The sequence below is a fragment of the Pseudomonas neuropathica genome, assembly GCF_051174785.1.
In the GTDB taxonomy this organism is placed as follows: domain Bacteria; phylum Pseudomonadota; class Gammaproteobacteria; order Pseudomonadales; family Pseudomonadaceae; genus Aquipseudomonas; species Aquipseudomonas neuropathica_A.
On sequence record NZ_CP195111.1, the window covers coordinates 3,908,700 to 3,934,629 of the forward strand.

Annotated in this window: 24 protein-coding genes; 19 read left to right on the forward strand and 5 right to left on the reverse strand. The window is 60.1% G+C overall.

From position 1 onward, the window contains the following. The first annotated feature begins 162 nt into the window (after positions 1-162). From waaF to ACRRSD_RS17795, 11 genes are all read left to right on the forward strand, one after another. Complete coding sequence (waaF, locus tag ACRRSD_RS17745) at positions 163-1,197, forward strand: lipopolysaccharide heptosyltransferase II (protein WP_435034461.1); 1,035 nt, start codon at positions 163-165, stop codon at positions 1,195-1,197. 1 nt (position 1,198) lies between these two features. Further along, positions 1,199-2,260: a lipopolysaccharide heptosyltransferase I gene (waaC, locus tag ACRRSD_RS17750; RefSeq protein WP_435034462.1), complete on the forward strand. Its 1,062-nt coding sequence runs from the start codon at positions 1,199-1,201 to the stop codon at positions 2,258-2,260. Further along, positions 2,260-3,381 (forward strand): glycosyltransferase family 4 protein, encoded by a 1,122-nt coding sequence (locus ACRRSD_RS17755; RefSeq protein WP_435034463.1) that lies wholly within the window; start codon positions 2,260-2,262, stop codon positions 3,379-3,381. The genes waaC and ACRRSD_RS17755 overlap by 1 nt, the downstream gene beginning before the upstream one ends. Further along, a complete protein-coding gene (rfaP, locus tag ACRRSD_RS17760) occupies positions 3,381-4,187 on the forward strand; it encodes a lipopolysaccharide core heptose(I) kinase RfaP (protein ID WP_435034464.1) in 807 nt (268 codons plus the stop codon). Before ACRRSD_RS17755 ends, rfaP begins: the two co-directional genes overlap by 1 nt. Next, positions 4,187-4,921 carry a lipopolysaccharide kinase InaA family protein gene (locus ACRRSD_RS17765; RefSeq protein ID WP_435034466.1) on the forward strand — a complete coding sequence of 245 codons (735 nt, stop codon included), beginning with the start codon at positions 4,187-4,189 and terminating at the stop codon, positions 4,919-4,921. The genes rfaP and ACRRSD_RS17765 overlap by 1 nt, the downstream gene beginning before the upstream one ends. Continuing rightward, positions 4,918-5,670, forward strand: a complete 753-nt coding sequence (locus ACRRSD_RS17770) for a lipopolysaccharide kinase InaA family protein (RefSeq protein ID WP_435034468.1) — start codon at positions 4,918-4,920, stop codon at positions 5,668-5,670. Before ACRRSD_RS17765 ends, ACRRSD_RS17770 begins: the two co-directional genes overlap by 4 nt. Further along, a complete protein-coding gene (locus tag ACRRSD_RS17775; RefSeq protein ID WP_435034469.1) occupies positions 5,670-7,121 on the forward strand; it encodes a lipopolysaccharide kinase InaA family protein in 1,452 nt (483 codons plus the stop codon). Before ACRRSD_RS17770 ends, ACRRSD_RS17775 begins: the two co-directional genes overlap by 1 nt. A 115-nt stretch (positions 7,122-7,236) precedes the next feature. Next, on the forward strand, positions 7,237-7,572 hold the full coding sequence (locus ACRRSD_RS17780) for a YceK/YidQ family lipoprotein (RefSeq protein WP_435034470.1): 336 nt from the start codon (positions 7,237-7,239) through the stop codon (positions 7,570-7,572). Between the two features lie 171 nt (positions 7,573-7,743). Further along, a complete protein-coding gene (locus tag ACRRSD_RS17785) occupies positions 7,744-9,498 on the forward strand; it encodes a carbamoyltransferase family protein (protein ID WP_435034471.1) in 1,755 nt (584 codons plus the stop codon). Further along, positions 9,491-10,399 carry a glycosyltransferase family 2 protein gene (locus ACRRSD_RS17790; protein WP_435034472.1) on the forward strand — a complete coding sequence of 303 codons (909 nt, stop codon included), beginning with the start codon at positions 9,491-9,493 and terminating at the stop codon, positions 10,397-10,399. The genes ACRRSD_RS17785 and ACRRSD_RS17790 overlap by 8 nt, the downstream gene beginning before the upstream one ends. 55 nt (positions 10,400-10,454) lie before the next feature. Continuing rightward, a complete protein-coding gene (locus ACRRSD_RS17795) occupies positions 10,455-11,915 on the forward strand; it encodes a hypothetical protein (protein ID WP_435034474.1) in 1,461 nt (486 codons plus the stop codon). Positions 11,916-11,918: 3 nt separating this feature from the next. Here ACRRSD_RS17795 and ACRRSD_RS17800 read toward each other — a convergent pair whose 3' ends face one another. Then, the gene (locus ACRRSD_RS17800) at positions 11,919-12,572 is read right to left on the reverse strand and encodes a toluene tolerance protein (RefSeq protein WP_435034475.1); all 654 of its coding nucleotides are present in this window, start codon (positions 12,570-12,572) and stop codon (positions 11,919-11,921) included. A gap of 125 nt (positions 12,573-12,697) precedes the next feature. Between ACRRSD_RS17800 and msbA the strand changes: the two genes are divergently transcribed. The 6 genes from msbA (at position 12,698) to ACRRSD_RS17830 (ending at position 20,091) form a co-directional block, all read left to right on the forward strand. Beyond that, entirely contained in the window at positions 12,698-14,518 is a 1,821-nt protein-coding gene (gene msbA, locus ACRRSD_RS17805; protein WP_122609412.1) for a lipid A export permease/ATP-binding protein MsbA, read from the forward strand. Beyond that, positions 14,512-15,408 (forward strand): GNAT family N-acetyltransferase, encoded by an 897-nt coding sequence (locus ACRRSD_RS17810; protein ID WP_435034476.1) that lies wholly within the window; start codon positions 14,512-14,514, stop codon positions 15,406-15,408. Before msbA ends, ACRRSD_RS17810 begins: the two co-directional genes overlap by 7 nt. Before the next feature lie 4 nt (positions 15,409-15,412). Continuing rightward, the gene (locus ACRRSD_RS17815; protein ID WP_435034477.1) at positions 15,413-16,813 is read left to right on the forward strand and encodes a PIG-L deacetylase family protein; all 1,401 of its coding nucleotides are present in this window, start codon (positions 15,413-15,415) and stop codon (positions 16,811-16,813) included. A 64-nt stretch (positions 16,814-16,877) separates the two neighbouring features. Continuing rightward, positions 16,878-18,299 (forward strand): bifunctional D-glycero-beta-D-manno-heptose-7-phosphate kinase/D-glycero-beta-D-manno-heptose 1-phosphate adenylyltransferase HldE, encoded by a 1,422-nt coding sequence (hldE, locus tag ACRRSD_RS17820; protein WP_038360264.1) that lies wholly within the window; start codon positions 16,878-16,880, stop codon positions 18,297-18,299. Positions 18,300-18,429: 130 nt separating this feature from the next. Beyond that, positions 18,430-19,404: a glycosyltransferase gene (locus tag ACRRSD_RS17825; protein ID WP_122842983.1), complete on the forward strand. Its 975-nt coding sequence runs from the start codon at positions 18,430-18,432 to the stop codon at positions 19,402-19,404. Next, complete coding sequence (locus tag ACRRSD_RS17830; protein ID WP_435034478.1) at positions 19,405-20,091, forward strand: hypothetical protein; 687 nt, start codon at positions 19,405-19,407, stop codon at positions 20,089-20,091. It abuts the gene before it with no gap. A gap of 14 nt (positions 20,092-20,105) precedes the next feature. Here ACRRSD_RS17830 and ACRRSD_RS17835 read toward each other — a convergent pair whose 3' ends face one another. The 4 genes from ACRRSD_RS17835 to ACRRSD_RS17850 all read right to left on the reverse strand — a co-directional run bounded on the left by ACRRSD_RS17835 (position 20,106) and on the right by ACRRSD_RS17850 (position 23,622). Continuing rightward, complete coding sequence (locus ACRRSD_RS17835; RefSeq protein ID WP_435034480.1) at positions 20,106-21,071, reverse strand: metal ABC transporter ATPase; 966 nt, start codon at positions 21,069-21,071, stop codon at positions 20,106-20,108. 31 nt (positions 21,072-21,102) lie between these two features. Continuing rightward, positions 21,103-21,915, reverse strand: a complete 813-nt coding sequence (locus ACRRSD_RS17840; protein WP_435034481.1) for an aldo/keto reductase — start codon at positions 21,913-21,915, stop codon at positions 21,103-21,105. Then, a complete protein-coding gene (locus tag ACRRSD_RS17845; protein ID WP_435034482.1) occupies positions 21,912-23,087 on the reverse strand; it encodes an NAD(P)/FAD-dependent oxidoreductase in 1,176 nt (391 codons plus the stop codon). Before ACRRSD_RS17845 ends, ACRRSD_RS17840 begins: the two co-directional genes overlap by 4 nt. Positions 23,088-23,289: 202 nt before the next feature. After that, positions 23,290-23,622 carry a DMT family transporter gene (locus ACRRSD_RS17850; RefSeq protein WP_435034484.1) on the reverse strand — a complete coding sequence of 111 codons (333 nt, stop codon included), beginning with the start codon at positions 23,620-23,622 and terminating at the stop codon, positions 23,290-23,292. A 110-nt stretch (positions 23,623-23,732) separates the two neighbouring features. On the opposite strand from ACRRSD_RS17850, the gene ACRRSD_RS17855 reads away from it, so the two are divergent. Together ACRRSD_RS17855 and waaA are read left to right on the forward strand one after the other, a co-directional pair. After that, entirely contained in the window at positions 23,733-24,629 is an 897-nt protein-coding gene (locus ACRRSD_RS17855) for a LysR family transcriptional regulator (RefSeq protein ID WP_435034485.1), read from the forward strand. A gap of 11 nt (positions 24,630-24,640) precedes the next feature. Then, entirely contained in the window at positions 24,641-25,915 is a 1,275-nt protein-coding gene (gene waaA / locus ACRRSD_RS17860) for a lipid IV(A) 3-deoxy-D-manno-octulosonic acid transferase (protein WP_435034486.1), read from the forward strand. Positions 25,916-25,930 lie beyond the last annotated feature (15 nt).

Here is a 25,930-nt window from a genome sequence, read left to right on the forward strand (position 1 = left end):
TGAACAGATGCAAACCATGTGGGAGCGAGCCTGCTCGCGATAGCGGAGTAACAGTCGACAGTCATGTTGAAGGTAATGACCCATCGCAAGCAGTGCCGCTCCCTCAGTGATTCTCGAGGCGGGGAGGCGTAAATGCCTCCCCGGTTCGTTTTTGGAAACCACATGAATATTTTGATCGTTGGGCCCAGTTGGGTCGGTGACATGGTGATGGCGCAGACACTGTTTCAGTGCCTCAAACAGCGCCACCCGCAATGCGAAATCGACGTGCTGGCCCCGGAGTGGAGCCGGCCGATCCTTGAGCGCATGCCCGAAGTACGCAAAGCCTTGAGCTTTCCGCTCGGCCACGGCGCGCTGGAACTGGCGACGCGTCGGCGCATCGGCAAGTCCCTGCGTGGCCAGTACGATCAGGCGATCCTGCTGCCCAACTCGCTGAAATCGGCGCTGGTGCCGTTTTTTGCCGGCATCCCGAAACGCACCGGCTGGCGCGGCGAGTTCCGCTACGGTCTGCTCAATGATGTGCGCACCCTCGATAAAGAACGCTATCCGCTGATGATCGAGCGCTTCATGGCCTTGGCCTATGAAGCCAATGCCGAGCTGCCGAAGCCGTATCCGCGCCCGAGCCTGCAAATCGATCCGGTCACCCGCGAAGCGGCGCTGGCCAAATTCGGCCTGAGCCTCGATCGCCCGGTGTTGGCCCTGTGCCCCGGCGCCGAGTTCGGCGAGTCCAAGCGCTGGCCGTCCGAGCATTACGCCAAAGTCGCCGAAGTGCGTATCCGCGAAGGCTGGCAGGTCTGGTTGTTCGGTTCGAAAAACGATCACTCGGTCGGCGAAGACATCCGCGCACGTTTGATTCCTGGCCTGCGTGAAGAATCGGTCAACCTCAGCGGTGGCACCTCGCTGGCTGAAGCCATCGATCTGCTGTCCTGCGCCGACGCGGTGGTCTCCAACGATTCCGGCCTGATGCACGTTGCCGCTGCGCTGAACCGCCCACTGGTCGCCGTCTACGGCTCGACTTCGCCGGGTTTCACCCCGCCGCTGGCCGAGCACGTCGAAATCGTTCGCCTTGGTCTCGATTGCAGCCCGTGCTTCGACCGTACCTGCCGCTTCGGCCATTACAACTGTCTGCGCCAGCTGATGCCCGACGCGGTCAACGATGCCTTGCAGAAATTGCAGGGCTCTGTGGTCGAGGTTCATTAAGTTGCGGGTACTGCTGATCAAGACTTCATCGCTGGGCGACGTGATTCATGCGTTGCCGGCGCTGACCGACGCCGCCCGGGCCATTCCCGGGATCAAGTTCGACTGGGTCGTGGAAGAGGGCTTTGCCGAGATCCCCACCTGGCACCCGGCCGTTGGCAAAGTGATTCCGGTGGCGATCCGCCGCTGGCGCAAAAATATCTGGAAGACCATCACCAGCGGCGAGTGGAAGCGCTTCAAGCAAAGCGTGCGCGCCAACAAATACGATTTGGTGATAGATGCTCAAGGCCTGCTGAAAAGCGCCTGGCTGACCCGCTACGTCAAAGCGCCGGTAGCTGGTCTCGACAAAGGTTCGGCCCGTGAACCGATGGCGGCGCGGTTCTACGATCGCAAACTGGCCGTCGCCCGTGGTCAGCACGCTGTCGAGCGTGTACGGCAGTTGTTCGCCATCGCCCTCGGTTACGATCTGCCCAAAGGCCTTGGCGATTACGGCCTCAACGTCGAGCGTCTGGTCGAGCTGCCGCGCAAAAATGCATTTGTAGTGTTCCTGCATGGCACCACTTGGGACACCAAGCACTGGCCGGAAGCCTACTGGCGTGAGCTGACCGAGCGCGTCGGCTATCTTGGCGTCGGCGTCAAACTGCCGTGGGGCAACCCGCAGGAAAAGGCTCGCGCCGAACGCATCGCTGCCGGTTTCAAGCACGCCGAAGTACTGCCGAAACTCAATCTGGCCGGCGTCGGCAAAGTCCTCGCCGGCGCGCAAGCGTGCGTGGCGGTGGACACCGGTCTTGGCCACTTGGCCGCCGCACTGGACGTGCCGACCATCTCGCTGTTCGGCCCGACCAACCCGGGCCTGACCGGCGCTTACGGCAAACTGCAGATTCACCTGGCCAGCGACTTCCCGTGCGCACCTTGCCTGCAAAAGAAATGTACCTACCAACCGACCGCGCAGGATGCCCGTCAGTTTGACCTGAAGCGTGAACAGCCATTGTGCTTCACGCGACTGAACCCAGAGCGTGTCGCCAGCCGACTGAGCACGTTGTTAATGGCTGAGGAGCTGCGCTGATGCAATTGGCATTCGTCCTGTACAAATATTTCCCGTTCGGCGGCTTGCAGCGTGACTTCATGCGCATCGCTCTCGAATGCCAGAAGCGCGGTCACCAGATTCGCGTCTACACGCTGATCTGGGAAGGCGACGTGCCGCCCGGCTTCGAAGTGCTGGTGGCGCCGGTCAAGGCGTTCTTCAACCACCGTCGCAACGAAAAACTCAGCGCGTGGATGGAAGCGGATCTGGCCAAGCGCCCGGTCGATCGCTTGATCGGTTTCAACAAGATGCCGGGTCTGGACGTCTACTACGCCGCCGACGGCTGCTTCGAAGACAAGGCGCAAAACCTGCGCAACTCGCTGTACCGCCGCTGGGGCCGTTATCGCCACTTCGCCGAATACGAGCGCGCGGTGTTCGCCAAAGATGCAAAGACCGAAGTGCTGATGATTTCCGAAGTGCAGCAGCCGCTGTTCATCAAGCACTACGACACACCGCTGGAGCGCTTTCACCTGCTGCCACCGGGCATCGCTCAGGATCGTCGACGTCCGGCGGATGCTGATGAAATCCGCGCCGGTTTTCGCGCTGAATTCAATCTCAAGGATGACGAACTGCTGCTGGTGCAGATCGGCTCCGGCTTCAAGACCAAAGGCGTTGATCGCAGCCTGAAAGCGCTGGCGGCATTGCCCGCTGAGCTGAAGAAACGCGCTCGATTGTTTGTAATCGGTCAGGATGACCCCAAATTATTCCAGATGCAGAGCGCGACATTGGGTTTGGGCGATAACGTCACGTTCCTCAAGGGGCGCAGCGATATCCCGCGTTTCCTGCTCGGTGCCGACCTGTTGATTCACCCGGCGTACAACGAAAACACCGGTACCGTGTTGCTGGAAGCGCTGGTCGCCGGTTTACCGGTGCTGGTCAGCGCGGTCTGCGGTTACGCCCATTACATCGCCGAGGCCGACGCCGGGCGAGTGCTGGACGAGCCGTTCGATCAAGCGCAGTTGGCGCAATACCTGACTGAAATGTTGAAAGACGACGCCGCACGCGCGGCCTGGAGCCGCAATGGTCTGGCCTTCGCCGAGACGGCCGACCTCTACAGCATGCCGCAGCGCGCGGCTGATGTGATTCTGGCGGAGCACGCTTAATGAAGTTGATGCTGGCTGAACCGTTCAAGAGCCTTTGGGCCGGACGCGACCCGTTCGCCGAAGTCGAAGGCTTGCAGGGCGAGGTATACCGCGAGCTGGAAGCACGCCGGACACTGCGCACGGAAGTCGACGGCAACGGATTTTTCGTCAAGATCCACCGTGGCATCGGCTGGGGCGAAATCTTCAAAAACCTGCTGACCGCCAAGCTGCCGGTACTCGGCGCGGGGCAAGAATGGAAGGCTATCCGGCGTTTGCAGGAAGTCGGCGTGCCGACCATGACTGCCGTTGCGTACGGCGAGAAGGGTAGCAATCCGGCGGATCAGCACTCGTTCATCGTCACCGAAGAGCTGGCGCCGACCATCAGCCTTGAAGACTTCAGCATCGACTGGATCAAGCAGCCGCCCGAGCCAAAGCTCAAGCGCGCACTGATCGCCGAAGTCGCCCGCATGACCGGGATGATGCACCGCGCCGGCGTCAATCACCGCGACTGTTATATCTGCCATTTTCTGCTGCACACCGATAAACCGGTGACGCCGGAAGATTTCAAGCTCTCGGTGATTGACCTGCACCGTGCCCAGACCCGTGCGAAGATCACTCAGCGCTGGCGCAACAAGGATCTGGCCGCGCTGTATTTCTCCGCGCTGGACATTGGCCTGACCCGCCGCGACAAACTGCGTTTCCTCAAGGGCTATTTCCAGCAGCCGCTGCGCCTGATTCTGGCGCAAGAAGCGCCGCTGCTGAACTGGCTGGAAGGCAAGGCCAGCAAGCTCTACGCGCGCAAACAGCGTTACGGGGATGCGCTCTGATGGCGGGTTGGACTCTTGAGCCGCAATACAGCGAGCTCGCGGCGGATTTTGGCAGCCTCGCAGCGGTGTTTGCGTTGCAAGGTGAACGCTTGACCCGTGATCCGCTGTCGGAAGTGATTCGTGTACAGCGCAATGGCGTCAACTATTACGTCAAACGCTATGTCGGCGCAGGTAAAGGCTTGCGCCGCTACCTCGGCAAGCCACGAGTAAAGATGGAATGGCAGAACCTCAAGCGCTTCGCCAAGTGGGGCATTCCCACCGCAGAGGTGGTCGCCTGGGGTCTGGAACGACGTGGTGCAGCCTATGATCGCGGCGCAATGATCACGCGGGAATTGCCCAGCACCGAAGACCTGTCGGCGCTCGCCGAGCGCAAGGATCCGAAACTCAAGGATCGCGCCTGGGTCGACGGCGTCAGCCGGCAATTGGCCGGTTATACCCGGACGATGCATGATCACCGATTTACCCATAACGATTTGAAATGGCGCAACCTGTTGATCGATGATCAGGCCCGCATATTTCTGATCGATTGCCCTAACGGCGAGTTCTGGCGCGGCTTCTGGCTCAAGTATCGGATCACCAAGGATCTGGCCTGTCTCGATAAACTCGCCAAATACCACCTGTCCAATACCCAACGCCTGCGCTTCTATAAGCAATACCGCCAGTGCGATCGGCTTGATAGCGCCGACAAGAAACGGATTCGGCACGTGGTGAGATTTTTCGAGGGACGCGAATGACTGATTTTCTCGCCGCTGAAGACCGCGCACTGCTCGAGCGCCATGGTCTCGGCACTTTCGACGCGCTTTGGGCGAAGCAGCTTGAGGCTGTGGACGAACCCAATACCGCCCGTGGCGGTTGGAGCAGTGTCTTTCGTCTGGACCTGGAGGGGCAGGGTTATTACCTCAAGCGCCAGAGCAACTACCTGACGCGTACCTTGCATGCGCCTTTCGGTGAGCCCAGTTTTGCCCGCGAGTTTCGCAATATCAGTCGCTATCGCAAGCTCGGTATTCCGGCGCTGCAAGCGGCGTTTTTCGGTGAGCGCAAGGTTGACGGCGAAGTCCGCGCGATTCTGCTGACCCGAGCACTCGATGGCTGGAGCGATCTGGAATCGCTGTTGCAGCGTTGGGCGCAACTCAGTGCTGCACAGCATTCAGCCATCCTCAAGGCTTGTGGCTTGCTGGCTCGACATCTGCACGGTGTGCGTCAGGTGCACGGCTGCTTCTATCCCAAACATATTTTTCTGCGAGCCACAGGTGATGGGTATCAGGCGCAATTGATCGACCTGGAAAAGACCCGTCCCTTGTTGTTCGGCATGCGCGACCGGATCAAGGATCTGGAGCCGCTGCAGCGCCGCGCGCCGGAATGGAGCGAGGCGCAGCTGCGTGAATTGCTCGCGGCTTATCTCGATCAGCCCACCGATAGTTCGCTGCTCGACAGCTGGCTCGTCCGGCTGACCGCGCGCCGCAGTCACAAGGAGACGCGCTGATGCAATTGTCCGAGCTGGCCGGTGTCGGGCGAACCCCGCAACTGCCGCTGACGGTGACCCTGGCTGATGCCGCCGGTAGTGCGGATCTGCAATTGCTGAGTCTGTTGCGGGTATTGCCGGGGCAGCGTTACGTCGGTGCGGGCGTTTGGCGCGGGCGTCCGGTGTTGGCCAAATTGCTGGTCGGCGGCAAGGCCGCCCGGCATTTCCAGCGTGAGCTGGAAGGCGTGCGCTTGCTGGCTGCGCAAGGTATGACGACACCGTTGCTGCTGGCCGATGGTTTGAAAAATGGCGAAGGTGGCTGGCTGCTGTTCGACTTCCTTGAAGGTGCCGAAAGTCTTGGCGATGCCTGGGCGAAAGTCGAGTCGCTGCCGGTGCTGGCCGATGAACAATCGGCGGTGTTGGCCGAGGCGCTGGGTGCCATTGGCCAGTTGCACGGCAAGGGGCTCTGGCAGGAAGACCTGCATCTGGACAATCTGCTACGTCACGGCGGCCAGTTGTACTTGATTGATGGTGCCGGTATTTGTGCCGAGACCGCCGGCCAGCCGCTATCGCGACAAAAAGTCCTGGAAAACCTCGGGGTGTTTTTCGCCCAGTTGCCCAAAGCGCTGGAGCCATTCACCGAAGAGCTGCTGGTGTATTACTTGTTGAGCAACAGCGAGCACGCGTTGCCACTGGAAGCCCTGCAGAAGCAGATCGACAAAGTGCGCCGCTGGCGTCTGAAGGACTTTCTGCTCAAGGTCGGTCGTGAATGCACGCTGTTCAGTGTGCAGCGTGGCGCGTTCGGTTTGCGTGCGATCCGTCGCGAAGAAGAACCGGCCATGTTGCCGGTTCTGGAGCAGGCCGATGCCTTGCTCGATCAGGGCCATCTGTACAAGACCGGTGGGGCGGCGAGCGTTGGCAAGGTTCAGGCCGGTGCGCGTACGCTGGTGATCAAGCGCTACAACATCAAGGGCTTTGCCCATTGGCTCAAGCGTTTCTGGCGTCCGAGTCGGGCCTGGCACTCGTGGCGCGAAGGTAATCGCCTGGCGTTCCTCGGGATCGCCACACCGAAACCGCTGGCGGTGCTGGAGAAGCGCTTTTTCTGGCTGCGCAGTCGGGCGTATCTGGTGACCGAGTTCCTCCCCGGGCCGGACATCATCGAGCGTTTTGCGCCGTACGTTGAAAATGGTGACGCACCAGAAGTGGAGCTGCAGGCGCTGGACCGACTGTTCGCGCGCTTGATTGACGAGCGCATCAGCCATGGCGACTTCAAGGGGCATAACCTGTTCTGGCACCAGGACCGCTGGGCGGTAATTGATCTGGACTCGATGTGTCAGCATGGATCCGCCGGCAGTTTTGCGCCGGCCTACGCCCGTGACCGTGCGCGATTCATGCGTAACTGGCCGGAAAGCAGCGCGCTGTATCGAGTTATTGATCAGCGTTTGCCGAAAGACATTTCCGGCGCGGCCTGAATCAAACTCCGGAGGACAAGATTTAACGACTTGTCCTACGGCTTCTACAGAAACCATGAACTGTGCCCTGCACGGCGCCGATGCTAATTTGCCCGACGATCTTGGAGGGCAAATCTTGACCATCAAACTGGCTGTAACGCTGGGTATTTTTTCATGGCTTTTAGCGGGTTGCGGCAGCGTCCTGAGCGTACTGCAGGACGATGCCGACGTCGCTCGGGACATGCGCCGACAAAACACCTATTGCCAATCCATTCCGCGGATTTACAGCGGTCTGGCCTTCGACTTCTGCGTATTGAACGCGCCCCCCGATCCCAGCGGATTTCTGGTGCCGTTCGTGCTGCTGGATCTGCCATTATCCGGTGTATTCGACACGGTAGCGCTGCCCTATACGGTTTATCGTCAGGTCACCGACGGCAATCTTGGTATTTACTGGCGCAAGGGTGGTTATTGAGCTGCAGGGCAGGGTTTCTCCAAACCATTTGCCCTGGGGCAATCGCACAGGGTAATTCCCCTCTCGTTTACGCTATAATCCCGCCCTTTAGCTGTCACTCGCCCTGTGCGAGGGCACATCAATTTTCAAGGCGCATCGCGCCTGCACGCAGACTAAAGAGGCTAGACCCCTGTGGCATTGACGATTCTTGGCCTGTCCGGCGCCCTTAGCCATGACCCTTCAGCAGCCTTGTACATCGACGGCAAGCTGGTGGCGGCGGCTGAAGAAGAGCGCTTCGTACGCGATAAGCATGCAAAGAACCGCATGCCCTACGAATCGGCGAAGTTCTGTCTTGAACAGGCCGGCATCAAGCCGTCCGACGTTGACGTGGTAGCGATTCCATTTGCTCCGATCAGCCTGTTCGGCAAGGCGCGCTGGCACTACGCCAAGCGTTACTGGTACGCGCCGGATCGCGCCCTCGATGCAATCCTGATGGGCAACCGCCGCTACAAGCGTTATCGCAACAAGATTGTCTGGTGCCTGGAACAACTGGGTTTCGATCCGAAAAAGATCAAGATCGAGCCGGTCGAACACCACCTGGCTCACGCTTCCAGCGCTTACCACTGCTCCGGTTTCAAAGAAAAAACCGCGATCCTTGGTATCGACGGCAAGGGCGAGTACGCCACGACCTTCTTCGGCTACGGCGAAAACGGCAAGATCCACAAGATCAAGGAATTCTTCGATCCTGACTCTCTCGGCGGCCTGTACGGCGCGATCACTGAGTTCCTCGGTTTCGAGATGCTCGACGGTGAGTTCAAGGTCATGGGCATGGCGCCGTACGGCGACGCCAGCAAATACGATTTCTCGCGTCTGGCCTCGTTCGAGAACGGTGAGCTGGTGATCAACACCGACTACGCCAACGTGATCGGTCTGCGTCGCTACAAAGAGAAGGGCAAAGGCTTCTACTTCTCGCCAAAGCTGATCGAATGGCTGGGTCCGAAGCGCGAAGGTGACATCGCTGACGAACCGTACATTCACTACGCCGCGAGCATGCAAGCGCTGTTCGAGAAACTGGCGTTGCAGATGATCGACTACTACCTGGGCGACGTGCTCAAGGAAACCGGCAAGCTGGCCTTCGCCGGCGGCTGTGCATTGAACGTCAAGCTGAACCAGAAAATCATCGCCCGCGACGACATCAAAGAGCTGTTCGTCCAGCCGGCGTCCGGCGATGCCGGCACTGCGGTGGGCGCCGCCGCCTACGTTTCGCATGCCCGTGGCGTACCGGTCGAGAAGATGGAGCACGTCTACCTCGGCCCCTCGTACAGTAACGAAGATGTGATCGCCGCCTGCGCGCGTCACGCGAGCAAGCCGACCTGGCGCAAGCTCGACAACATGCCGGAACAGATTGCCAAAATCATGGTCGATGGTAATCCGGTGGCCTGGTTCCAGGGGCGTATGGAGTTCGGTCCGCGTGCATTGGGTGGTCGTTCGATCATCGGTTGCCCGAGCGTTGCCGGCGTGGCTGACCGGATCAACCACCAGATCAAGTTCCGCGAGCGCTGGAGGCCTTTCTGCCCGTCTATGCTCGACACCGTCGCGCCACAGATGATCAAGATCGATCACCCGGCACCGTTCATGACCTTCACCTTTGAAGTGGCTGAAGAGTGGAAGACCCGCGTGCCGGAAGTTGTCCACGAGGATGGCACCTCTCGCGCCCAGGTGCTCAAGCGCGAATACAACCCGCGCTACTATGACATGATGAAGGCTCTGGAAAATCTGACCGGTAATGGCGTATCGCTGAACACCTCGCTCAACCGTCGTGGCGAACCGATGATCTGCTCGCCGACCGACGCGTTGAACATGTTTTTCGGCTCTGACCTGGAATACCTGATCATGGAAGATATTCTGGTCGTAAAAGAGGGTGTAAAAGGATACGAACTTGACTGAAACACTGATCAGCGTCGTCATTCCGGTTTACAACTACGCACGAACCCTGCCACGAGCAGTGGAGTCGGTGTTGGCGCAGCTGGATGAGGCGACGGCGGATCTGTTGGTCATCGACGATGGGTCGACGGACGATACGCCAGAGGTGGTGGAAAAACTCCTGCTCAAGCATGGCAGGCGTTTTCGCGCGCTGCGCAAAAGCAATGGCGGATTGTCTAGCGTGCGCAACCGCGGGATTGAAGAAACGACCGGGCAATACCTGATTTTTCTCGATTCCGATGACGAAATGGCGCCCGGTGCACTGGCTGCGCTCACGCAACACATTGCCAGCAACCCTCAAAGCCGAATGATCATCGGTGCCCACTGGTCGGTCTTTGCCGACGGCAAACGCAGCTTGCAGTCAGTCAAGCCCTTGCCGTTGACGGCTCGTCACCGTTTGCAGGGCTATCTGCTGGATAAAACCGTATCGATCTCCAACGGCGCCTGCGCGATGCATCGTGAGGCGTTCGTTCCCGGTACTTATCCTGAACAGTTGCGCAACGTCGAGGATCTGCCGGTGTTTGCGCAAGTATTGGCGCGTTACCCCTGCACTGTTCTGGACAAACCCCTGGCCCTTATATACAAGCACGCCGACAGCATGCGCCATGATTTGCGCCAGAGCCTTGCTGCCGGCACGGATCAGGTCGTGAACGAGGTATTTTCCAGTCAACGCATGCCTGAAGAGATGCATGACCTGCGTCAGGCCTTTCTGGCGCAGCGCTGCCTGTCGCTGTTTCGCGACTGTTACTCCCACGGTGAATATGCCTTGGCCAAGGGCTTCTACCTTCAGGCATTACGTGCAGACTGGCGCACGTTCTCGCGCTGGTCATACACTCGCAAGGCTTTGCGGTTGCTATTTCGGTAAATGGTTCGCGGTGAACAGGCGCGTACCTTGTAACGAGTGTCGATGAGGTGGTTGGGTGAAAGGTACGGGCAGTGAAGTGGTAACTCGAGTCTCCAGAATCATCGACGAACACCCGGTATGGCTGGCATTTTTGGGCAGTGTTCTGCTCTCGCTGATTGCGGTCATGGGCACTGCAACCGTCGGGCGAGATGCGGCGCTGTACATCGATATCGCGCAGCAAGTCACCGAGCAAGGCCCCAACGTGGCCTGGGCATCGTTCGATTGGCCGTGGTTTTCCTTCCTGCTGGCCGGTACGCATACCGTCCTGCGTTTGCCGTTGGAACTGAGTGCCTATCTCTGGTGCGGTCTGTTCTTTGCCGGCACCAGCGCGTTGATGGTCGATTGCGTCCGCCAGCGTTCTCCCGAGGTCGCCCGCTGGGCTTGCCTCGTGGTGCTGGCAATGCCGGCGGTCAATGCGTTTCGCAATGACATCATCCGTGAGTGCGGTTTCTGGTTTTTCTGCACGCTGACGCTATGGCTCGCGATGCGCTGGCAGGCCCGTGGCGGCTGGCTGCGAGCGGCTTTCATTCATCTGGCTATCGTCGGGGCAGTCCTGTTTCGGCTGGAAGCCTTGCTGCTGGTTGCTGCGTTGGGGCTGTGGCAGTTGCCCAATCTGTGGTCGTCGGGCCGACGGATGCAATTCGCGCAGTTCTCGCTGCTACCGGTTTTGGGGGTGCTGGCCGTTTCGGTGTCCGGTGTGTTCATGTCGGCGCGCGTGATGCTGTTTCTGGACATGATTGCGCCACACAGTGTGTTCGCCTCCTTCCAGATGTTGTGCGACCAGTTTGCTAACTCACTGATCAACAAGTACTCCCAGGACGAAGCCGGGCGGATCATTTTCTTCGGCATTCTGGCGAGCATGGCGATCAGTTTCGTGAAGCTGATGGGGCCTTTCGCCGTACCGTTCATCCTGCGCCGCAACTGGGGTGTATTAGGCATCTACTGGCGTGACTATCGTCCTTTCGCCTGGGCGGCGTTGCTTTACCTGGTGGTGCTGGTGCTGTTTTTCATCAAGCTGCAGTTCATGAATACGCGCTATCTGAGTTTCCTGAATCTGTTGTTTGTGCCTGTGCTGGCGATGGGGCTTGCGGCGTTTGTGCGCGAATTCCCGCGTTGCGGCAAATGGCTGGTGGTGCTGAGTCTGCTGGTGATGCTGTCGAACGTCATTTCCACCGGGGCCGGCAAAACCCACTATGTCGAGGCGGGGCGCTGGGTCTCCAGTCATGTCGAACGGGACGCGCCGACTTATTTCGAGGACGGGCGGATCAGCTATTACGCCGGTCGCGGCTACGTCATGCCAGGTTTGACTCAGGCAGAAGCGATGTCGGCAGCCCATGCCGACGACTACCGCTATTTCGTCATCGAGGCGAAGGGTAGCGAGCCGTGGCTGAACGAGTGGCTGGTCGCGCACAAGCTGCGCATCATCGAACACTTCGCCAATCGCAAAGGCGCCACGGTGGTGGTCATCGGCCGCTGAGGCTCAACCCAGCAGCGGACGCAGGCGCGAGATCAGTGGCGCCTGCCGGTTGCTCGGCAACCCTTGGCGGTAACCTTCGATAAACGTATCGCCAGCGTCCTCGCCCAGCAACCACTGCCGGTCTTCCTTGTAGCGCAGCAAGTGGGCGAAGTTGCGCAGGCGCTTGCCGTCACTGAGTGCGCGTTTCTGGCAGCGCAGGTCGGCGATATCGATCAGGCCCAGATGGTTGTCGGGTGTCAGGACGACGTTGCCGAAGTGTAGCGACCGGAAGTACACACCTTTCTCGTGCAATTGAGCGAAATACGCGCCCAGTTGAAGTCTCAGTGAGTCAGTCCCTTCGCTGGTGCCCTGCAACTGGCGCACGGTGTTGCCCGCCAGTGGGCTGTAATACACGCAGTCACGCTCGATGCTCGGGATGCGATAGACCGCGATGACTTTCGGGCAGAGGATGCCGCGCTGTTCGAGTGCGCGGGTATTGTCGGCAAAGCGTTGTGCATAAGGGTAGAACAGCGCCGAACTGAGCAGCCGCTTGCGGCGGAACAGCTTGAGCATGCGTCCATCGGCCAATCTGAGCACTTTGTCGCCGGAGCCGTCGGCCTCCAGTACGTGTGCACCCTTGCGCAGTGCCTCGTAAGTGCTTTGATCAATCGATTGCATATCGGGCTCCCCATCATTAGCGGGGTATCTTAACCGACTTGGTCGAAGGCTGGCTTGAAGTCATGTTTATCGGGGCAAAAACGCGTGTGATATCATCGGCGCCTCACTGAATTGCGCGGATCACCATGAGCAGTCCTGAACCGAAAGCCCAGTCAACGCTGGCGATCTATTTCCGCCTTTTGGCTTACGTGCGGCCTTATGCCGGTCTCTTCCTTCTCAGTATCGTCGGGTTTCTGATCTTCGCATCGACTCAACCGATGCTCGCTTACATCCTCAAGTATTTCGTCGATGGCCTGGCCAATCCTGAAGCCAGCCTGTTTCCGGGCAACCCTTATCTGGGCAAATTGCAGTTGCTCGAAACCGTGCCGCTGATGATCGTGCTCATCGCGCTGTTGCAGGGCGTGGGTTCGTACCTTGGCAACTTCTTCCTGGCCCGGGTTTCCCTTGGGTTGGTGCATGACCTGCGGGTGGTGCTGTTCAACAAATTGCTGGAGTTGCCCAATCGCTTCTTCGACAAGAACAATTCCGGCCACCTGATTTCCCGCATCACCTTCAACGTGACGATGGTCACCGGCGCGGCAACCGACGCGATCAAGGTGGTCATTCGTGAAGGCATGACCGTGATTTTCCTGTTCTGCACGCTGTTGTGGATGAACTGGAAGCTTACGCTGGTGATGGTCGCCATACTGCCGTTGATCGGCTTGATGGTGAGCAGCACCAGCAAAAAATTTCGCAAGCAAAGCAAGAAGATCCAGGTCTCGATGGGTAACGTCACCCACGTCGCGTCCGAGACCATTCATGGCTACCGCGTTGTGCGCAGTTTTGGCGGCGAGCAGTACGAAAAGGATCGCTTTCGCGATGCCAGCCAGAGCAACACCGACAAGCAGTTGACGATGACCAAGACCGGCGCCGTTTACACGCCGATGTTGCAACTGGTGACTTACAGCGCCATGGCCGTGGTCATGTTCCTCGTGCTGTACCTTCGCGGTGACGCATCGCCGGGCGATCTGGTGGCTTACATCACCATGGCCGGTTTGTTGCCAAAACCGATTCGCCAGCTCTCGGAAGTCAGCTCGACCATTCAGAAGGGCGTCGCCGGTGCCGAAAGTATTTTCGAGCAACTGGATGAGCCGGCTGAAGTGGATCAGGGCACGGTCGAGCGCGATCGCCTTGAGGGCCGTCTGGAAGTGCGCAATCTCAGTTTCCAGTACCCGGATACTGACAAACAGGTGCTCAATGACATCAGTTTTGTCGTTGAACCGGGGCAAATGGTCGCGCTGGTGGGGCGTTCGGGCAGCGGCAAGTCGACCCTTGCCGGGCTTATTCCGCGTTTCTATCAGCATGAACAGGGCGAGATTCTGCTCGACGGCGTGCGCGTGCAGGACTTCACCTTGCACAGTCTGCGTCGCCAGATTGCGCTGGTGACCCAGCAGGTCACGCTGTTCAACGATACGGTGACCAACAACATCGCTTATGGCGATCTGGCGGGTGCGCCGTTCGAGGAGGTCAAGCGGGCCGCTTCCGAGGCCTATGCCGATGAGTTCATCGTGAAGATGCCGGAAGGTTACGAAACCCTGGTCGGTGAAAACGGCGTGTTGCTGTCTGGCGGCCAACGCCAGCGCATCGCCATCGCTCGGGCATTGCTCAAGGATGCGCCGCTGCTGATTCTCGACGAGGCTACTTCCGCCCTCGATACCGAGTCGGAGCGCCATATTCAGGCGGCGCTGGATCATGTGGTGCAAAACCGCACGACCCTGGTGATCGCTCACCGCTTGAGCACCATTGAGAAGGCTGACCTGATTCTGGTCATGGACGAAGGCCGGATCGTCGAGCGCGGTACCCACGCGCAACTGCTGCAGCAGAACGGCTACTATTCCCGCCTGCACGCCAAAGAGTTTGAAGAGGGCGACGAACCTCTGCCGGCCCACGCGACCAACGTATGCTGACGATGTTTCGCAGCTTTCGTGAGCGTGGCTGGACTGAAATCGACCGCGATGCCTACGCCCGGGCCTGGCAGCGTTTTGGCGGCAGCTTCGCCACGCACCCCAAGGTGGTTGAGCGACTGTCGGCGTTCGTGGGTATCGAACTGCGTTATCTGGGCTGGGTCGTTGGCGGTGAAGTAGTGGCCGCCATTCCTTGCTGGGGCCGTCATGTTGCCTTGTCCAAGGAAGTACTCAAGCGTGAGGGCAAGCGCGGATTGCTGGACATGGGTAACGCGGAGATCATCCTGCCGATTGCCCCCGGTGTCGTCGTACCGGTGCGCCAGCGTATGGCTTATGTCTCCCAACTCAATGCCGAGCAGATCAGCACCTTGAAAGTGCAGCCCGAGGGCTTGGCTCTGGCGCGGTTGCCGGAAGAGTATTCGAAGAAGTTTCGCTACAACCAGCGCCGCGAACAGCGCCTGCTCGAAGAGGCGGGTGGTTCGCTGGTGCCGATGTCCGAGTTTTCTCCGGCCGAGCAGGCGCAGGCTTACGGTGATCTGTTTGAGCGCCGCTGGGGCTTCGAGGTGCCAGGCAAGGCTGGCCTCGCCGAAGTCTTCACGCTGTTGCGTGAATTCATGACCGGTTCCGTGGCCATGCTCGAATCGGCGCCTGTGGCCATTCAGGTTTTGTACCGCGTCGAGGCGCCGCAGTGGGTTTCGCTGGAATACATCAATGGCGGCGTCGACCCGCAGAGCCGCGAGTTCAGCCCCGGTAGCGTGTTGAGTTTCGTCAATACCCAGCAGGCCTGGGCCGACGCGCAGGCGCTGGGCAAGCCGTTGCGTTATTCATTCGGTCGTGCCGACCGTGAGTACAAGGATCGCTGGTGCCACACGGTGCCGGTCTACAGGGTCTGAACTGATGAGTGCTCGCAAGCAACAGCTTCTCAAGGCCCACCGGCGCAGCAAGCGTCTGTTCCTCATCGGCTTTCTGGTGGCGTTGTTGCTGATCGGGTTTCTGGTCGGCTGGTGGCTGGTGCCACTGTTGCTGGTGCTGGCCTGGGTTGCCCACGAAGCGTGGTTTGCCGATCACTTGTTTTACCGGCCATCCGACGACTACCAATACGATTTTCCTGTAGGTACGGCACGCCAAGCAGTCAACCTGGACGGCGGCGTGGTGCGCCTGAACGGGCCGTTGGCAGCGGGCGAAACGCTCATTCTCGAGCTTGAATTGAAGGCCGGCTGGCTGGGGCGCTGGCTCGATCCCTACATTGCGGTGGGGGATGATCGCCAAGACTTCGAGCGCGGGGTGAAGGGGCGGCGTTTCATCAATCTTTCCGGGCAGGCCGAGGCACTTGAGCAGGGCACGCTGACCCTGCGCGGCCGATATTGCGCGGTGGGTGCCATGGGCACGTTGTGGATCATGGCGAACCCTGACTACAGCCGCCAGCGCGTCATGGTCATCGCCCCCCATGCCGATGATGCCGAGCTTGCGGCATTCGGCCTTTACAGCCGTAGCGAAGACGTCAGCATCGTCACCCTGACCCAAGGCGAGATCGAAGCTGAAGATTTCCAGCGCCTGGGCCTGGATCAGGCGGCCGCCGCGCGGTTGAAGGGGCGTTTGCGCAGTTGGGACAGTCTGACGATTCCGCTGTGGGGCGGCGTGCCCGCCGAGCGTTGTGTGCAACTGGGTTATTACTGCCTGCAGTTGCCTTCGATGGCTGCAGAGCCAGCCACCCCATTTGGCTCCCGCGAGTCGCAGGAAAGCGATGTGCGCAGTGTGCGTCGACACAATCCGCTGACCTTGCCCGCCGACGTCGACGGGCAGCCGACCTGGCAGAATCTGGTCGGTGACCTGACGGCGCTTCTGGAGCATTACCGTCCAGAGGTCGTGGTGACACCGCATCCCGAGCTGGATCCACACAGTGATCATGTCGCGTCCACCCAAGCGCTGCTTGAGGCCGTTGGCCTGAGCAGTTGGAAGCCGACAACTCTGCTGCTGTACGCCAATCACCTGCATGACAACGACCGCTGGCCGATGGGGCCTGCCGGTGCGGGGATCGCGCTGCCGCCAGCCATCGAAGCATTGCCGGCGGATCGCTTGTGGAGTCCGCTGTTGTCAGCGGACGTGCAACTGGACAAAGCCATGGCGCTGGCCATGGAGCACGATCTGCAGGGCGGGCAGGCGTTCAAACGGCAATTGCGCCGCTGGATCCAGCAGGGTCTGGCCGGTCGTCGCTGGCCTGTTACAGGCAGTAACGAGTTTTTCCGCAAGGCTGTCCGGCGCCACGAATTGTTCTGGGTGCGCGACCTTTCAGATTGAGGCGGACGGCGCTTTACCCTGTGTTAATATCGCGCCCCTGTTCATTTTGTATGTGGGTTGCTCCATGAAGTTGTCCATGCCGCGTTTCGATCAAGCCCCGGTCTTGGTAGTCGGCGATGTCATGCTCGACCGTTACTGGCATGGCGGAACCTCACGGATTTCCCCTGAGGCGCCGGTGCCGGTGGTTAAGGTCGAGCAGATCGAAGACCGTCCGGGTGGCGCCGCGAACGTTGCCTTGAACATTGCCGCGCTGGGTGCGCCGGCGTCGCTGGTCGGTGTGACCGGCGACGACGAAGCCGCCGACAGCCTGAGCAACAGTCTCAAAGGCGCGGGCGTACGAGCCCTGTTCCAGCGCATCGCGCATCAGCCAACCATCGTCAAGCTGCGGGTCATGAGCCGGCACCAGCAACTGCTGCGTATCGACTTTGAAGAACCGTTCGCCACCGATGCGCTGGCCCTCGGTTCGCAGGTCGACGACTTGCTCGAAGGCATCAAGGTGCTGGTGTTGTCCGACTACGGCAAAGGCGCGCTGAAAAATCATCAGGCGCTGATTCAGGCGGCGCGGGCGAAAAACATCCCGGTGCTGGCCGATCCCAAAGGCAAGGATTTCTCGATCTACCGTGGCGCCAGCCTGATCACCCCGAACCTCAGCGAATTCGAAGCCATCGTCGGCGGTTGCGTCGATGAGCATGAGCTGGTGAGCAAGGGCGCAGCGTTGATGCACGACCTCGAACTCGGCGCGCTGCTGGTAACGCGCGGCGAGCATGGCATGACCCTGCTGCGCCCGGATCAGCCGGCGCTGCACCTGCCGGCGCGTGCCCGTGAAGTGTTCGACGTCACCGGTGCCGGTGACACGGTGATTTCTACCCTGGCCGCAGCGATTGCTGCCGGTGAAGACCTGCCCCACGCCGTTGCGCTGGCCAATCTGGCCGCAGGCATTGTGGTTGGCAAACTCGGTACGGCGGCCATCAGTGCTCCGGAACTGCGTCGCGCCATTCAGCGTGAAGAAGGCTCCGAGCGTGGAGTGCTGGGTCTGGAGCAGTTGCTGCTCGCCGTGGCCGATGCCCGCGCGCACAACGAAAGGATCGTCTTCACCAACGGCTGCTTCGACATCCTGCATGCCGGGCATGTCACCTACCTGGAACAGGCGCGGGCACAGGGCGACCGCCTGATTGTTGCGGTCAACGATGATGCTTCGGTCAGCCGCCTCAAAGGCCCGGGCCGTCCGATCAACAGCGTTGATCGACGCATGGCGGTTCTCGCCGGCCTAGGCGCGGTGGACTGGGTGATCAGTTTCCCTGAAGGCACCCCGGAAAACCTGCTGCGCGAGGTCAAACCGGACGTGCTGGTCAAGGGCGGCGATTACGGCATCGATCAGGTGGTTGGCGCCGATATCGTCAGCGCTTATGGCGGCACCGTGAAGGTCTTGGGGCTTGTGGAAAACAGCTCGACAACTGCGATTGTCGAGAAGATCCGCAGTCGTTGATCAGATGAATTTTTACCGTTGTGTACTGCGTGTGAACGGATTTTGCCTTGGGGATTTTACCGTTTCCGTTGATGTAGGCAGCTTTGAATCCGATGCGCTTGCCTGCCTACGTCGCGTGGTCAATTAACTTATGAAAGTCATGCTCCTGGTGATGGACGAGCAGCGGGTCATTCTCGACCGGCTCTACGACATCGTGCAGCAGAACTGTGATGAATGTTTCATCTTTCGTTTGAGCAAACAGCAGCAGTTGAATCTGGGGTCGTTTCTCGCCTCGGTCGATTACCAGACCTTCGATCGCGTGGTGATTTTTTCCCGGGTCAAGCGTTTGGCCACGCAACTGCAGGTGCTTAAATGCATTCCCGGGCTGGTCTTCCTCGAGCACGACGCCTACCAGAACTATATGCCGGCGAGTAAGTACCGTGGCGTGTATTCACGGCTTTACCGCCGCCTGCCGAGTTGTCGGGCGCTGGTGTCCGGGGCTGTGGTCGCGCGCAAGATGCTGGCTGAAGGCATCGACACAGTGTTCGTCTCCAAAGGCTATGACGAGCAGATGCTGCACAACACCGGTGTTGAGCGGGACATACCGATCGGCTTTCTTGGCAGCCTGAAAAGTACCGAATATGCCGAGCGCAAAGCCATGCTTGAGTCGCTTTCGCAGCGTACCGGGATGCTGGTGACTCGCACCAAGTCCGGCGCGGAATACCTGCAAACGCTCAATCGCATCAAGATTTTCGTCAGTGCCGACATCGGCATGAACGAGTTCATGATCAAGAACTTCGAAGCCATGGCCTGCGGTTGTGTACTGCTGGCCTGGAGTCAGGGCGAAGAAGACCGGTTGCTCGGTTTCGAAGACATGCACAACACCGTGTTTTATCGTAGCGAAGAAGAGGCGGTGGAAAAGATCAAACTGCTGCAGGATGACCCGCAACTGGCGCAGCGTATCGCCAGCAATGGTCAGGCATTCGCAGAAAGTCGCTATTCTTTCGCCCGTGTCGGCAAGGCCCTCGCTACTGAAATCCAGCGCGAAATGCGTCCATGGCAACCGCCCTCGGCGTTCACGCGGTTCTGGGTCAAGTTGCGTTACGGCATGAAGGTACTGGACTGAATGAAAAACGAGCACAGGGCGCCGGGTGCATTAACCGGCGGTGACCAGTCTATTGTGGACGCGTTGCCTGAGGCATTGCGTGAGTGTCTGAGTCGTGCGGACCGGGTCGTACTGATCGCGAACAATCCAGCGATCACGGCGGCGGATTTTCAGGCGCTGAACATTGGCGCCAATGACGTCGTCGTCAGTTTCAATACCTGCATCAAGGCACCACTGCTCAATTCGCAAAGCGTGAATATTTTCGTGCACGGATGCAATGCGCCGGATGCGTACTTTTTCGGGTTGCCCTGCGGACCTGATGTGCAGCGGCTGTTGGATCAAGCGAGCGAGCGTTGTTTCACGCTCTTGTTGGGGTCTATAACGCCGATGTCTGCGATGCCGGGGGTGGCCATGTACATGGATCGTATTCCCTTGCCGCCGCTGTTGAACTATCCGGTCACTCGACCCTCAGGCAAGCTCTACGCTGGACCTTCAACGGGGTTCAGCACACTGGTGCTGTTCGACTGGTTGCGCGGCTATGCCGGTTTTACCTATCAGCTCATGACCCTGGGGTTTTCCAACGAAGCAGGAAAACTGTGGGGTGGTCATGCCTGGGATTATGAGCGCAACTGGCTTCAGGCTTCAGACGTTAGCGTGGTGCCCCTGCAACCTCGTCGTTGGTGGCAAAAGCTGTTTCGCCCGAAATAAAAGATGTCAGCGGGCTATTTGCTCGCGCGTTTCTTGCCGATCCCCACCAGGCGCAATGCCTTCAGACTCAATTGCTTGAGGCCTGCGCGAGGAGGCTTTGCCGGTTGCAGGCCTTGTTGTACGACCCAGTCCTTCCAGCGAATCCGCTCGTCGCGCACGACCCAGCCCTTCTGGGTCGCGAAACTCTCGGCCAGATAAAGTCCGCGAGTACTGGCCGGCAAAAGTTTGTCGCGCTTGAGCGTGTACAACTCGGCCAGTGGCGCGCCGTCCTTGAGTGGCATCAAGTACAAGTCGGGGCGCTTGCGGTCGAGTCGGGCCACCAGTTGATCACCTTCAAGACGCTCGTCAACGTGGAACAGGCTCAAGGACTTGGCTTCCTTGGGCACATCCAGGCGCAAATCGTAGATCAATTGCAATGATGCGGTCGGCAGGTGCACGTAAGCCCGAGGCCGTTCGAGCAATTGCAGATTGGCGCATCGGATTGGCCGCGCCGAGCCGGATAACGGGGTCAGGCGAAACGGCAGGGCCTCGCGATAATGCAGCGCCGCCGAGTAGGGCGCCGGCAGCCAGGTGTCGTTGAAGCGTCCGCCGAGCCAGCCTTCGGGCGTCTCCAGCAAACATTCTTCGGCAATTTCCTGAATGGCCGTGTGCAGCGGAATATTCAGTTCATGCGCCGGCACGTAACCGGAAATCAATTTAAGCACCACGTCGCCGCGATCCTGTCGGCGCTGCCGCACCAGTACCCAATAATCGCGATTCTGCCAATGCAGGGTGAGGCGTACCGAAACGCCGAGATTGGCCAATTCCAGCGAGAAACGCTCGGCATCGGCCACGTTCACCGGTTTGCGCCGCTGCAGGGTCTGCGCGAAGTTCAGCGGCATGCCGACGCTCTGATAGGTCAGGCCTTCGGGGGTGGCTTCGACGAACAGCGGCAGGGTCTTGAAGTTGCTCGGGTTCTTTCTGATGAGCGTGCGCGGCATATCGGCTCCTGCTTAAGGCCGCGAGGCGGCGTCAGTGACCACGTAGGACCTGGGCAACGGTCGCAACGTTGTGGGCGAGGTGCAGCGGATTGATCGTTCCGACAATAGCACTGGCCACGCCAGGTTGCGCGAACAGCAATTGGAAGCTGGCGCGCACCGGATCCACGCCCGGACTCAGGCAAACATGACCGCTGGCCAAGGCTTTTTTCACCAGAATGGCTTTGCCGTGGGCAGCAGCATAGTCAATGACAGCTTTCTCGTTTTGATCGTTCAGATTGTAGGTGACCATCGCGCAGTCGCCTTGCTCCAGTGCTTTCAAGCCACCTTCGACGGTTTTGCCGGAAAAACCGAAGCCGCGAATCTTGCCTTCAGCCTTGAGCGCCGCGAGGGTGGCGTACACCTCTTCGTGCTCAAGGATCGCCATGTCGTTGCCGTCGGAATGCACCAGCACCAGGTCAATAAAATCGGTTTCAAGACGTTGCAGGCTGCGTTCCACCGACATCCGCGTGTGCGCTGCGCTGAAGTCGTGATGCGAGAGACCTTCGGCGAACTCTTCGCCGACCTTGCTGACGATTACCCAGTCTTGACGCTGACCCCGTAGCAGCGGGCCGAGGCGTTCTTCGCTGCGACCATAGGCCGGGGCGGTGTCGATCAGGTTGATGCCCAGATCGCGTGCCTGCCGCAGCAGCATCCGCGCTTCATCGTCGCCGGGAATCTGAAAACCGTTGGGATATTTCACCCCTTGGTCGCGGCCGAGTTTGACCGTACCCAGGCCCAGTGGCGAAACCGTCAGGCCGGTGCTGCCCAATGGGCGATGAAGGTCGTGCAGGGTGGCGATAGTCATGGCAGCAGTTGCTCCCAGGCGGGGACGCCCATCGGTGGTTTGGGCAGTGCGGGCAACTGTTCGCTGGCTTGCGGCTGAATGCCGTCGCGCTCCAGAGAGGCGATGACCCGGTCAGCAAAGTCCGGCGCCAGCGCCAGTTTGGTCGGCCAGCCGACCAGCAAGCGGCCCTGTTCGGCGAGGAAAGCATTGTCCGGGCGTGTCAGCCCGGTTTGCAGCGGCTCGGCACGGTCAACCCGCAGGGTCGCCCACTGCGTAGTGCTGAGGTCGATCCACGGCAACAACTGGGCGATTTCCTTTTGCGCGGTGGCTATCTGCTCGGCCGGCTCGCGGTTAACGCCTTCACTTTCGGCGATGTCACCGCCCATGTACCAGACCCACTGGCCGTCAGCGGCCGGATGCGTGGTCACGGTGATGCGCGGTTTGGTGCCACCACCGAGGCAGTGAGCGTACAGCGGTTTCAGGCCCGGGCCTTTGGCGATGATCATGTGCAGCGGTCGGCGTTGCATGGCCGGTTGGCTCAAGCCGAGGTCTTCAAGTAGTTGAGCCGTGCCGGCGCCGGCGCTGAGGACGATGCGCTGCGCGCGGATCTCGCGGCCGTCGACTTTCAGGCCGACCAGCACGCCCGCTTCCAGCAGTGGCTCGATGGTTTGCCCGGCGAGCAGGCCATCGCCGGCCAGATCGGCCAGACGCTGTACCAGGCTCGGCACATCAACAACTAGTTCGGCGAGGCGGTAGACCTTGCCCTTGAAGCGTTTGTCTTGCAGGGCTGGCGGTAATTGCTCGCCCTTGACCTGATCGACCCGACCACGCACGGCTTTGCTGGCGAAGAAACTGGTGAGGTTGCCGGCGAGGGTGCCCGGCGACCACAGATAATGGGCCTCGGACAGCAGACGTACGCCGGACAGATCCAGCTCGCCGGTACCGGCCAGTGCTTCACGCCAGCGACGTGGCATGTCGGCGATGGCTTCCGAGGCACCGGTCAGCGCGCCGTGCAGCGCGTATTTGGCGCCGCCGTGGATGATGCCCTGGGACTTCACACTCTGCCCGCCGCCGAGGCTGGCACTTTCCACCAGCACGGTCGAAAAACCCTGACGACGCAGGCGCGCATTCAGCCAGAGGCCGGCGACACCAGCGCCGACAATCAGAACGTCGGTGGAAATAACGGATGGCATGCAGCGACCTCAGTGTTCAAGACGAGGGCGCAGTATACAGACTCGGGAAAGCGCGGGATTTGTCGATGATCAACATGCCGAACATGTGGGCCAATGTGGGAGCGAGCCTGCTCGCGAAGAGGGAATGCCAGTCGACATATGTGTTGACTGGTATACCGCATTCGCGAGCAGGCTCGCTCCCACAGGGGATTGTGTCTGGCGGTTAATGGCCGGCGGTTTTCGAGAACAGTTGAATCACCACCACTCCGAGCACGATCAACGCCATCCCCAGCATCGCCGGAATATCCAGTTTCTGCCCGTAGATAAACAGCGCCGCCACGCTGACCATCACAATGCCCATGCCCGCCCAGACCGCATAGGCCACGCCGACCGGTACGGTGCGTACCACCAGCGTCAGCATCCAGAACGCAATCGCATAGCCGACGATAACCAGCACCAACGGCAGCGGCGTGCTGATGCCTTTGACGGCTTTCATCGACACGGTGGCAATTACTTCGGCGCAGATGGCAATGGCCAGGTAGACGTAGGCGTTCATGGTGCAAATCCTCAATGTAAAACGTTGCTTGCTGAGGCGGCATTCTAGTGATTCACTAGATGGGGTAAAGTCATTACCTATCTGTTCTGGAGATGGGTTGGCGAATCAGCATGCAGTGGAATCTTGATCAACTTCGGGTGTTTGTCGACGTCGCCGAATATCGCTCGTTTTCCGCCGTGGCACGCCAGCAGCGCAAAGCGCAGTCGGCGATCAGTAGCGCGATTGCCATGCTCGAAGATGATTTGGGCGTCAGCCTGTTCGAGCGAAGCAGCGGCCGCCAGCCAACCCTCACGGAAGCGGGCGAGGCGTTGCTGGAAGAGGCGCGTGAAGTCTTGCGCCAATGTGAGCGTCTGAATGGTCGGGCGATGGCGATGATGCGCGGTCAGGAAGCGCAACTGCGCGTGGCCCAGGATGAGGCGATGCCGTACCAGGCGCTGGTGGAAAGTTTCGGTGAACTGGCTGAGCAATTCCCCAGCCTTGAAGTGCAACTGACCAGCGCCGCGCAAGGCGAGGTCGCGCACAAACTGGTGGAACGCCGTGCCGATCTCGGTCTGCTGTTCTATCACGACGAAATCCCTGAAGCGCTGGAGCGCCGCGTGCTCGGCAGCGTCGAAATGGTCACCGTTTGCGGGATCAATCATCCGTTGGCGAAGCAGTCATACGTGACCTGCCAGCAACTGGCCCAACACCGGCAATTGTTGATGTCGACGCAAACCAGTGTCTATCCCGGCAACGAGCCGGCCAGCCCGCAGGTATGGCGTGCCGACAGTTTCTACGTCATGTCCGAATGGCTGGTGCGCGATCTCGGCTGGGCCTGGTTGCCGCGTCATGTGGTGCAGTACTCGGCGTATCAGGGCTTGATGGTCGAACTCGACAGCGAATGGACCCCGCCGGCATTGGTGGTGGAGCTGGTCTGGCGCCGCGACGAGCCACTCGGCCCGGCCGCGCGCTGGCTGGCCGAACGTTTTGCCGTGCACTTGCGGGCGATCAGCGGCAAAAGCCGATAAACTCCGCCGCCATGAATAGAACTCTCTACACCGCGCTGTTTTACCTGGGGCTGCCATTGGTGGCGATTCGGCTGTGGCTTCGCGCACGCAAGGCGCCAGCGTACGCCAAGCGGATTGGCGAACGTTTCTCCTACGGCATGCCGACGCTGCAACCCGGCGGCATCTGGGTACACGCGGTGTCGGTCGGCGAAAGCATTGCTGCGGCGCCGATGATCCGCGCCTTGCTGCAACGTTATCCACAGCTGCCAATCACCGTGACCTGCATGACCCCGACCGGTTCGGAGCGGATTCAGGCGCTGTTCGCCAATGAACCGCGCATCCAGCATTGCTATCTGCCCTACGACTTACCGTGTGCGGCGGCGCGGTTTCTTGATCGCGCTCAGCCCAAGCTTGCGGTGATCATGGAAACCGAGCTGTGGCCCAACCATATTCATCAGTGCGCCAAGCGCGGGATACCGGTGGCGCTGGCCAATGGACGCTTATCCGAGCGTTCGGCCCGTGGTTATGGCCGATTCAGCAAACTGACCGCGCCGATGCTTGCCGAAATGAGCTTTTTCGCCGTACAGACCGAAGCTGAAGCCCAGCGCTTCCGTAATCTCGGCGCCCGTCCGGAGACGGTCGAGGTCACCGGATCGATCAAATTCGACCTGACCATTGACCCGCAACTGCTGCAACGCGCCGCCGAACTGCGCGGCCAATGGCAGGCGCTGGAGCGTCCGGTGTGGATCGCCGCCAGCACCCACGAAGGCGAAGACGAAGTGGTGCTCGATGCCCATCGTCGCTTGCTGACCAATCACCCGGATGCGTTGCTGATTCTGGTGCCGCGTCACCCGGAACGCTTCAATTCGGTGTTCGAACTGTGCCAGCGCGAAGGCTTTACCACGGTGCGGCGTTCGACCGGCGTCAATGTCGATGCGCAGACGAGCGTACTGCTCGGCGACACCATGGGTGAGTTGCTGTTTCTCTATGCACTGGCGGACAGCGCGTTTGTCGGCGGCAGTCTGGTGGCCAATGGTGGGCACAATCTGCTGGAGCCGGCAGCCTTGGCCAAACCGGTGATCAGCGGCCCGCACCTGTTCAACTTCCTCGACATCGCCGCGCAATTGCGTGAAGCCGGGGCGTTGGCGGAAGTGGATGATGCCGAAGGGCTGGCGGTGGCGGTGCAACGCTTGTTCGAGTTGCCGCGTGATGCGCAGCGTATGGCCGAGGCCGGGCTGGCGGTGATGCGCCGCAACCAGGGCGCGTTGCAGCGTTTGCTGGATGGTTTGGGCCGACTGATCAAGTAAAGCAAAAAGATCGCA

What these genes read in the sequence shown, in the direction of transcription:
- waaF (WP_435034461.1), top strand. Translation starts at nt 163, where the DNA reads ATGAATATTTTGATCGTTGGGCCCAGTTGGGTCGGTGACATGGTGATG.
- ACRRSD_RS17755 (WP_435034463.1), top strand. Translation starts at nt 2,260, where the DNA reads ATGCAATTGGCATTCGTCCTGTACAAATATTTCCCGTTCGGCGGCTTG.
- rfaP (WP_435034464.1), top strand. Translation starts at nt 3,381, where the DNA reads ATGAAGTTGATGCTGGCTGAACCGTTCAAGAGCCTTTGGGCCGGACGC.
- ACRRSD_RS17765 (WP_435034466.1), top strand. Translation starts at nt 4,187, where the DNA reads ATGGCGGGTTGGACTCTTGAGCCGCAATACAGCGAGCTCGCGGCGGAT.
- ACRRSD_RS17770 (WP_435034468.1), top strand. Translation starts at nt 4,918, where the DNA reads ATGACTGATTTTCTCGCCGCTGAAGACCGCGCACTGCTCGAGCGCCAT.
- ACRRSD_RS17775 (WP_435034469.1), top strand. Translation starts at nt 5,670, where the DNA reads ATGCAATTGTCCGAGCTGGCCGGTGTCGGGCGAACCCCGCAACTGCCG.
- ACRRSD_RS17800 (WP_435034475.1), bottom strand. Translation starts at nt 12,572, where the DNA reads ATGCAATCGATTGATCAAAGCACTTACGAGGCACTGCGCAAGGGTGCA.
- msbA (WP_122609412.1), top strand. Translation starts at nt 12,698, where the DNA reads ATGAGCAGTCCTGAACCGAAAGCCCAGTCAACGCTGGCGATCTATTTC.
- ACRRSD_RS17810 (WP_435034476.1), top strand. Translation starts at nt 14,512, where the DNA reads ATGCTGACGATGTTTCGCAGCTTTCGTGAGCGTGGCTGGACTGAAATC.
- ACRRSD_RS17815 (WP_435034477.1), top strand. Translation starts at nt 15,413, where the DNA reads ATGAGTGCTCGCAAGCAACAGCTTCTCAAGGCCCACCGGCGCAGCAAG.
- hldE (WP_038360264.1), top strand. Translation starts at nt 16,878, where the DNA reads ATGAAGTTGTCCATGCCGCGTTTCGATCAAGCCCCGGTCTTGGTAGTC.
- ACRRSD_RS17825 (WP_122842983.1), top strand. Translation starts at nt 18,430, where the DNA reads ATGAAAGTCATGCTCCTGGTGATGGACGAGCAGCGGGTCATTCTCGAC.
- ACRRSD_RS17830 (WP_435034478.1), top strand. Translation starts at nt 19,405, where the DNA reads ATGAAAAACGAGCACAGGGCGCCGGGTGCATTAACCGGCGGTGACCAG.
- ACRRSD_RS17835 (WP_435034480.1), bottom strand. Translation starts at nt 21,071, where the DNA reads ATGCCGCGCACGCTCATCAGAAAGAACCCGAGCAACTTCAAGACCCTG.
- ACRRSD_RS17840 (WP_435034481.1), bottom strand. Translation starts at nt 21,915, where the DNA reads ATGACTATCGCCACCCTGCACGACCTTCATCGCCCATTGGGCAGCACC.
- ACRRSD_RS17845 (WP_435034482.1), bottom strand. Translation starts at nt 23,087, where the DNA reads ATGCCATCCGTTATTTCCACCGACGTTCTGATTGTCGGCGCTGGTGTC.
- ACRRSD_RS17850 (WP_435034484.1), bottom strand. Translation starts at nt 23,622, where the DNA reads ATGAACGCCTACGTCTACCTGGCCATTGCCATCTGCGCCGAAGTAATT.
- ACRRSD_RS17855 (WP_435034485.1), top strand. Translation starts at nt 23,733, where the DNA reads ATGCAGTGGAATCTTGATCAACTTCGGGTGTTTGTCGACGTCGCCGAA.
- waaA (WP_435034486.1), top strand. Translation starts at nt 24,641, where the DNA reads ATGAATAGAACTCTCTACACCGCGCTGTTTTACCTGGGGCTGCCATTG.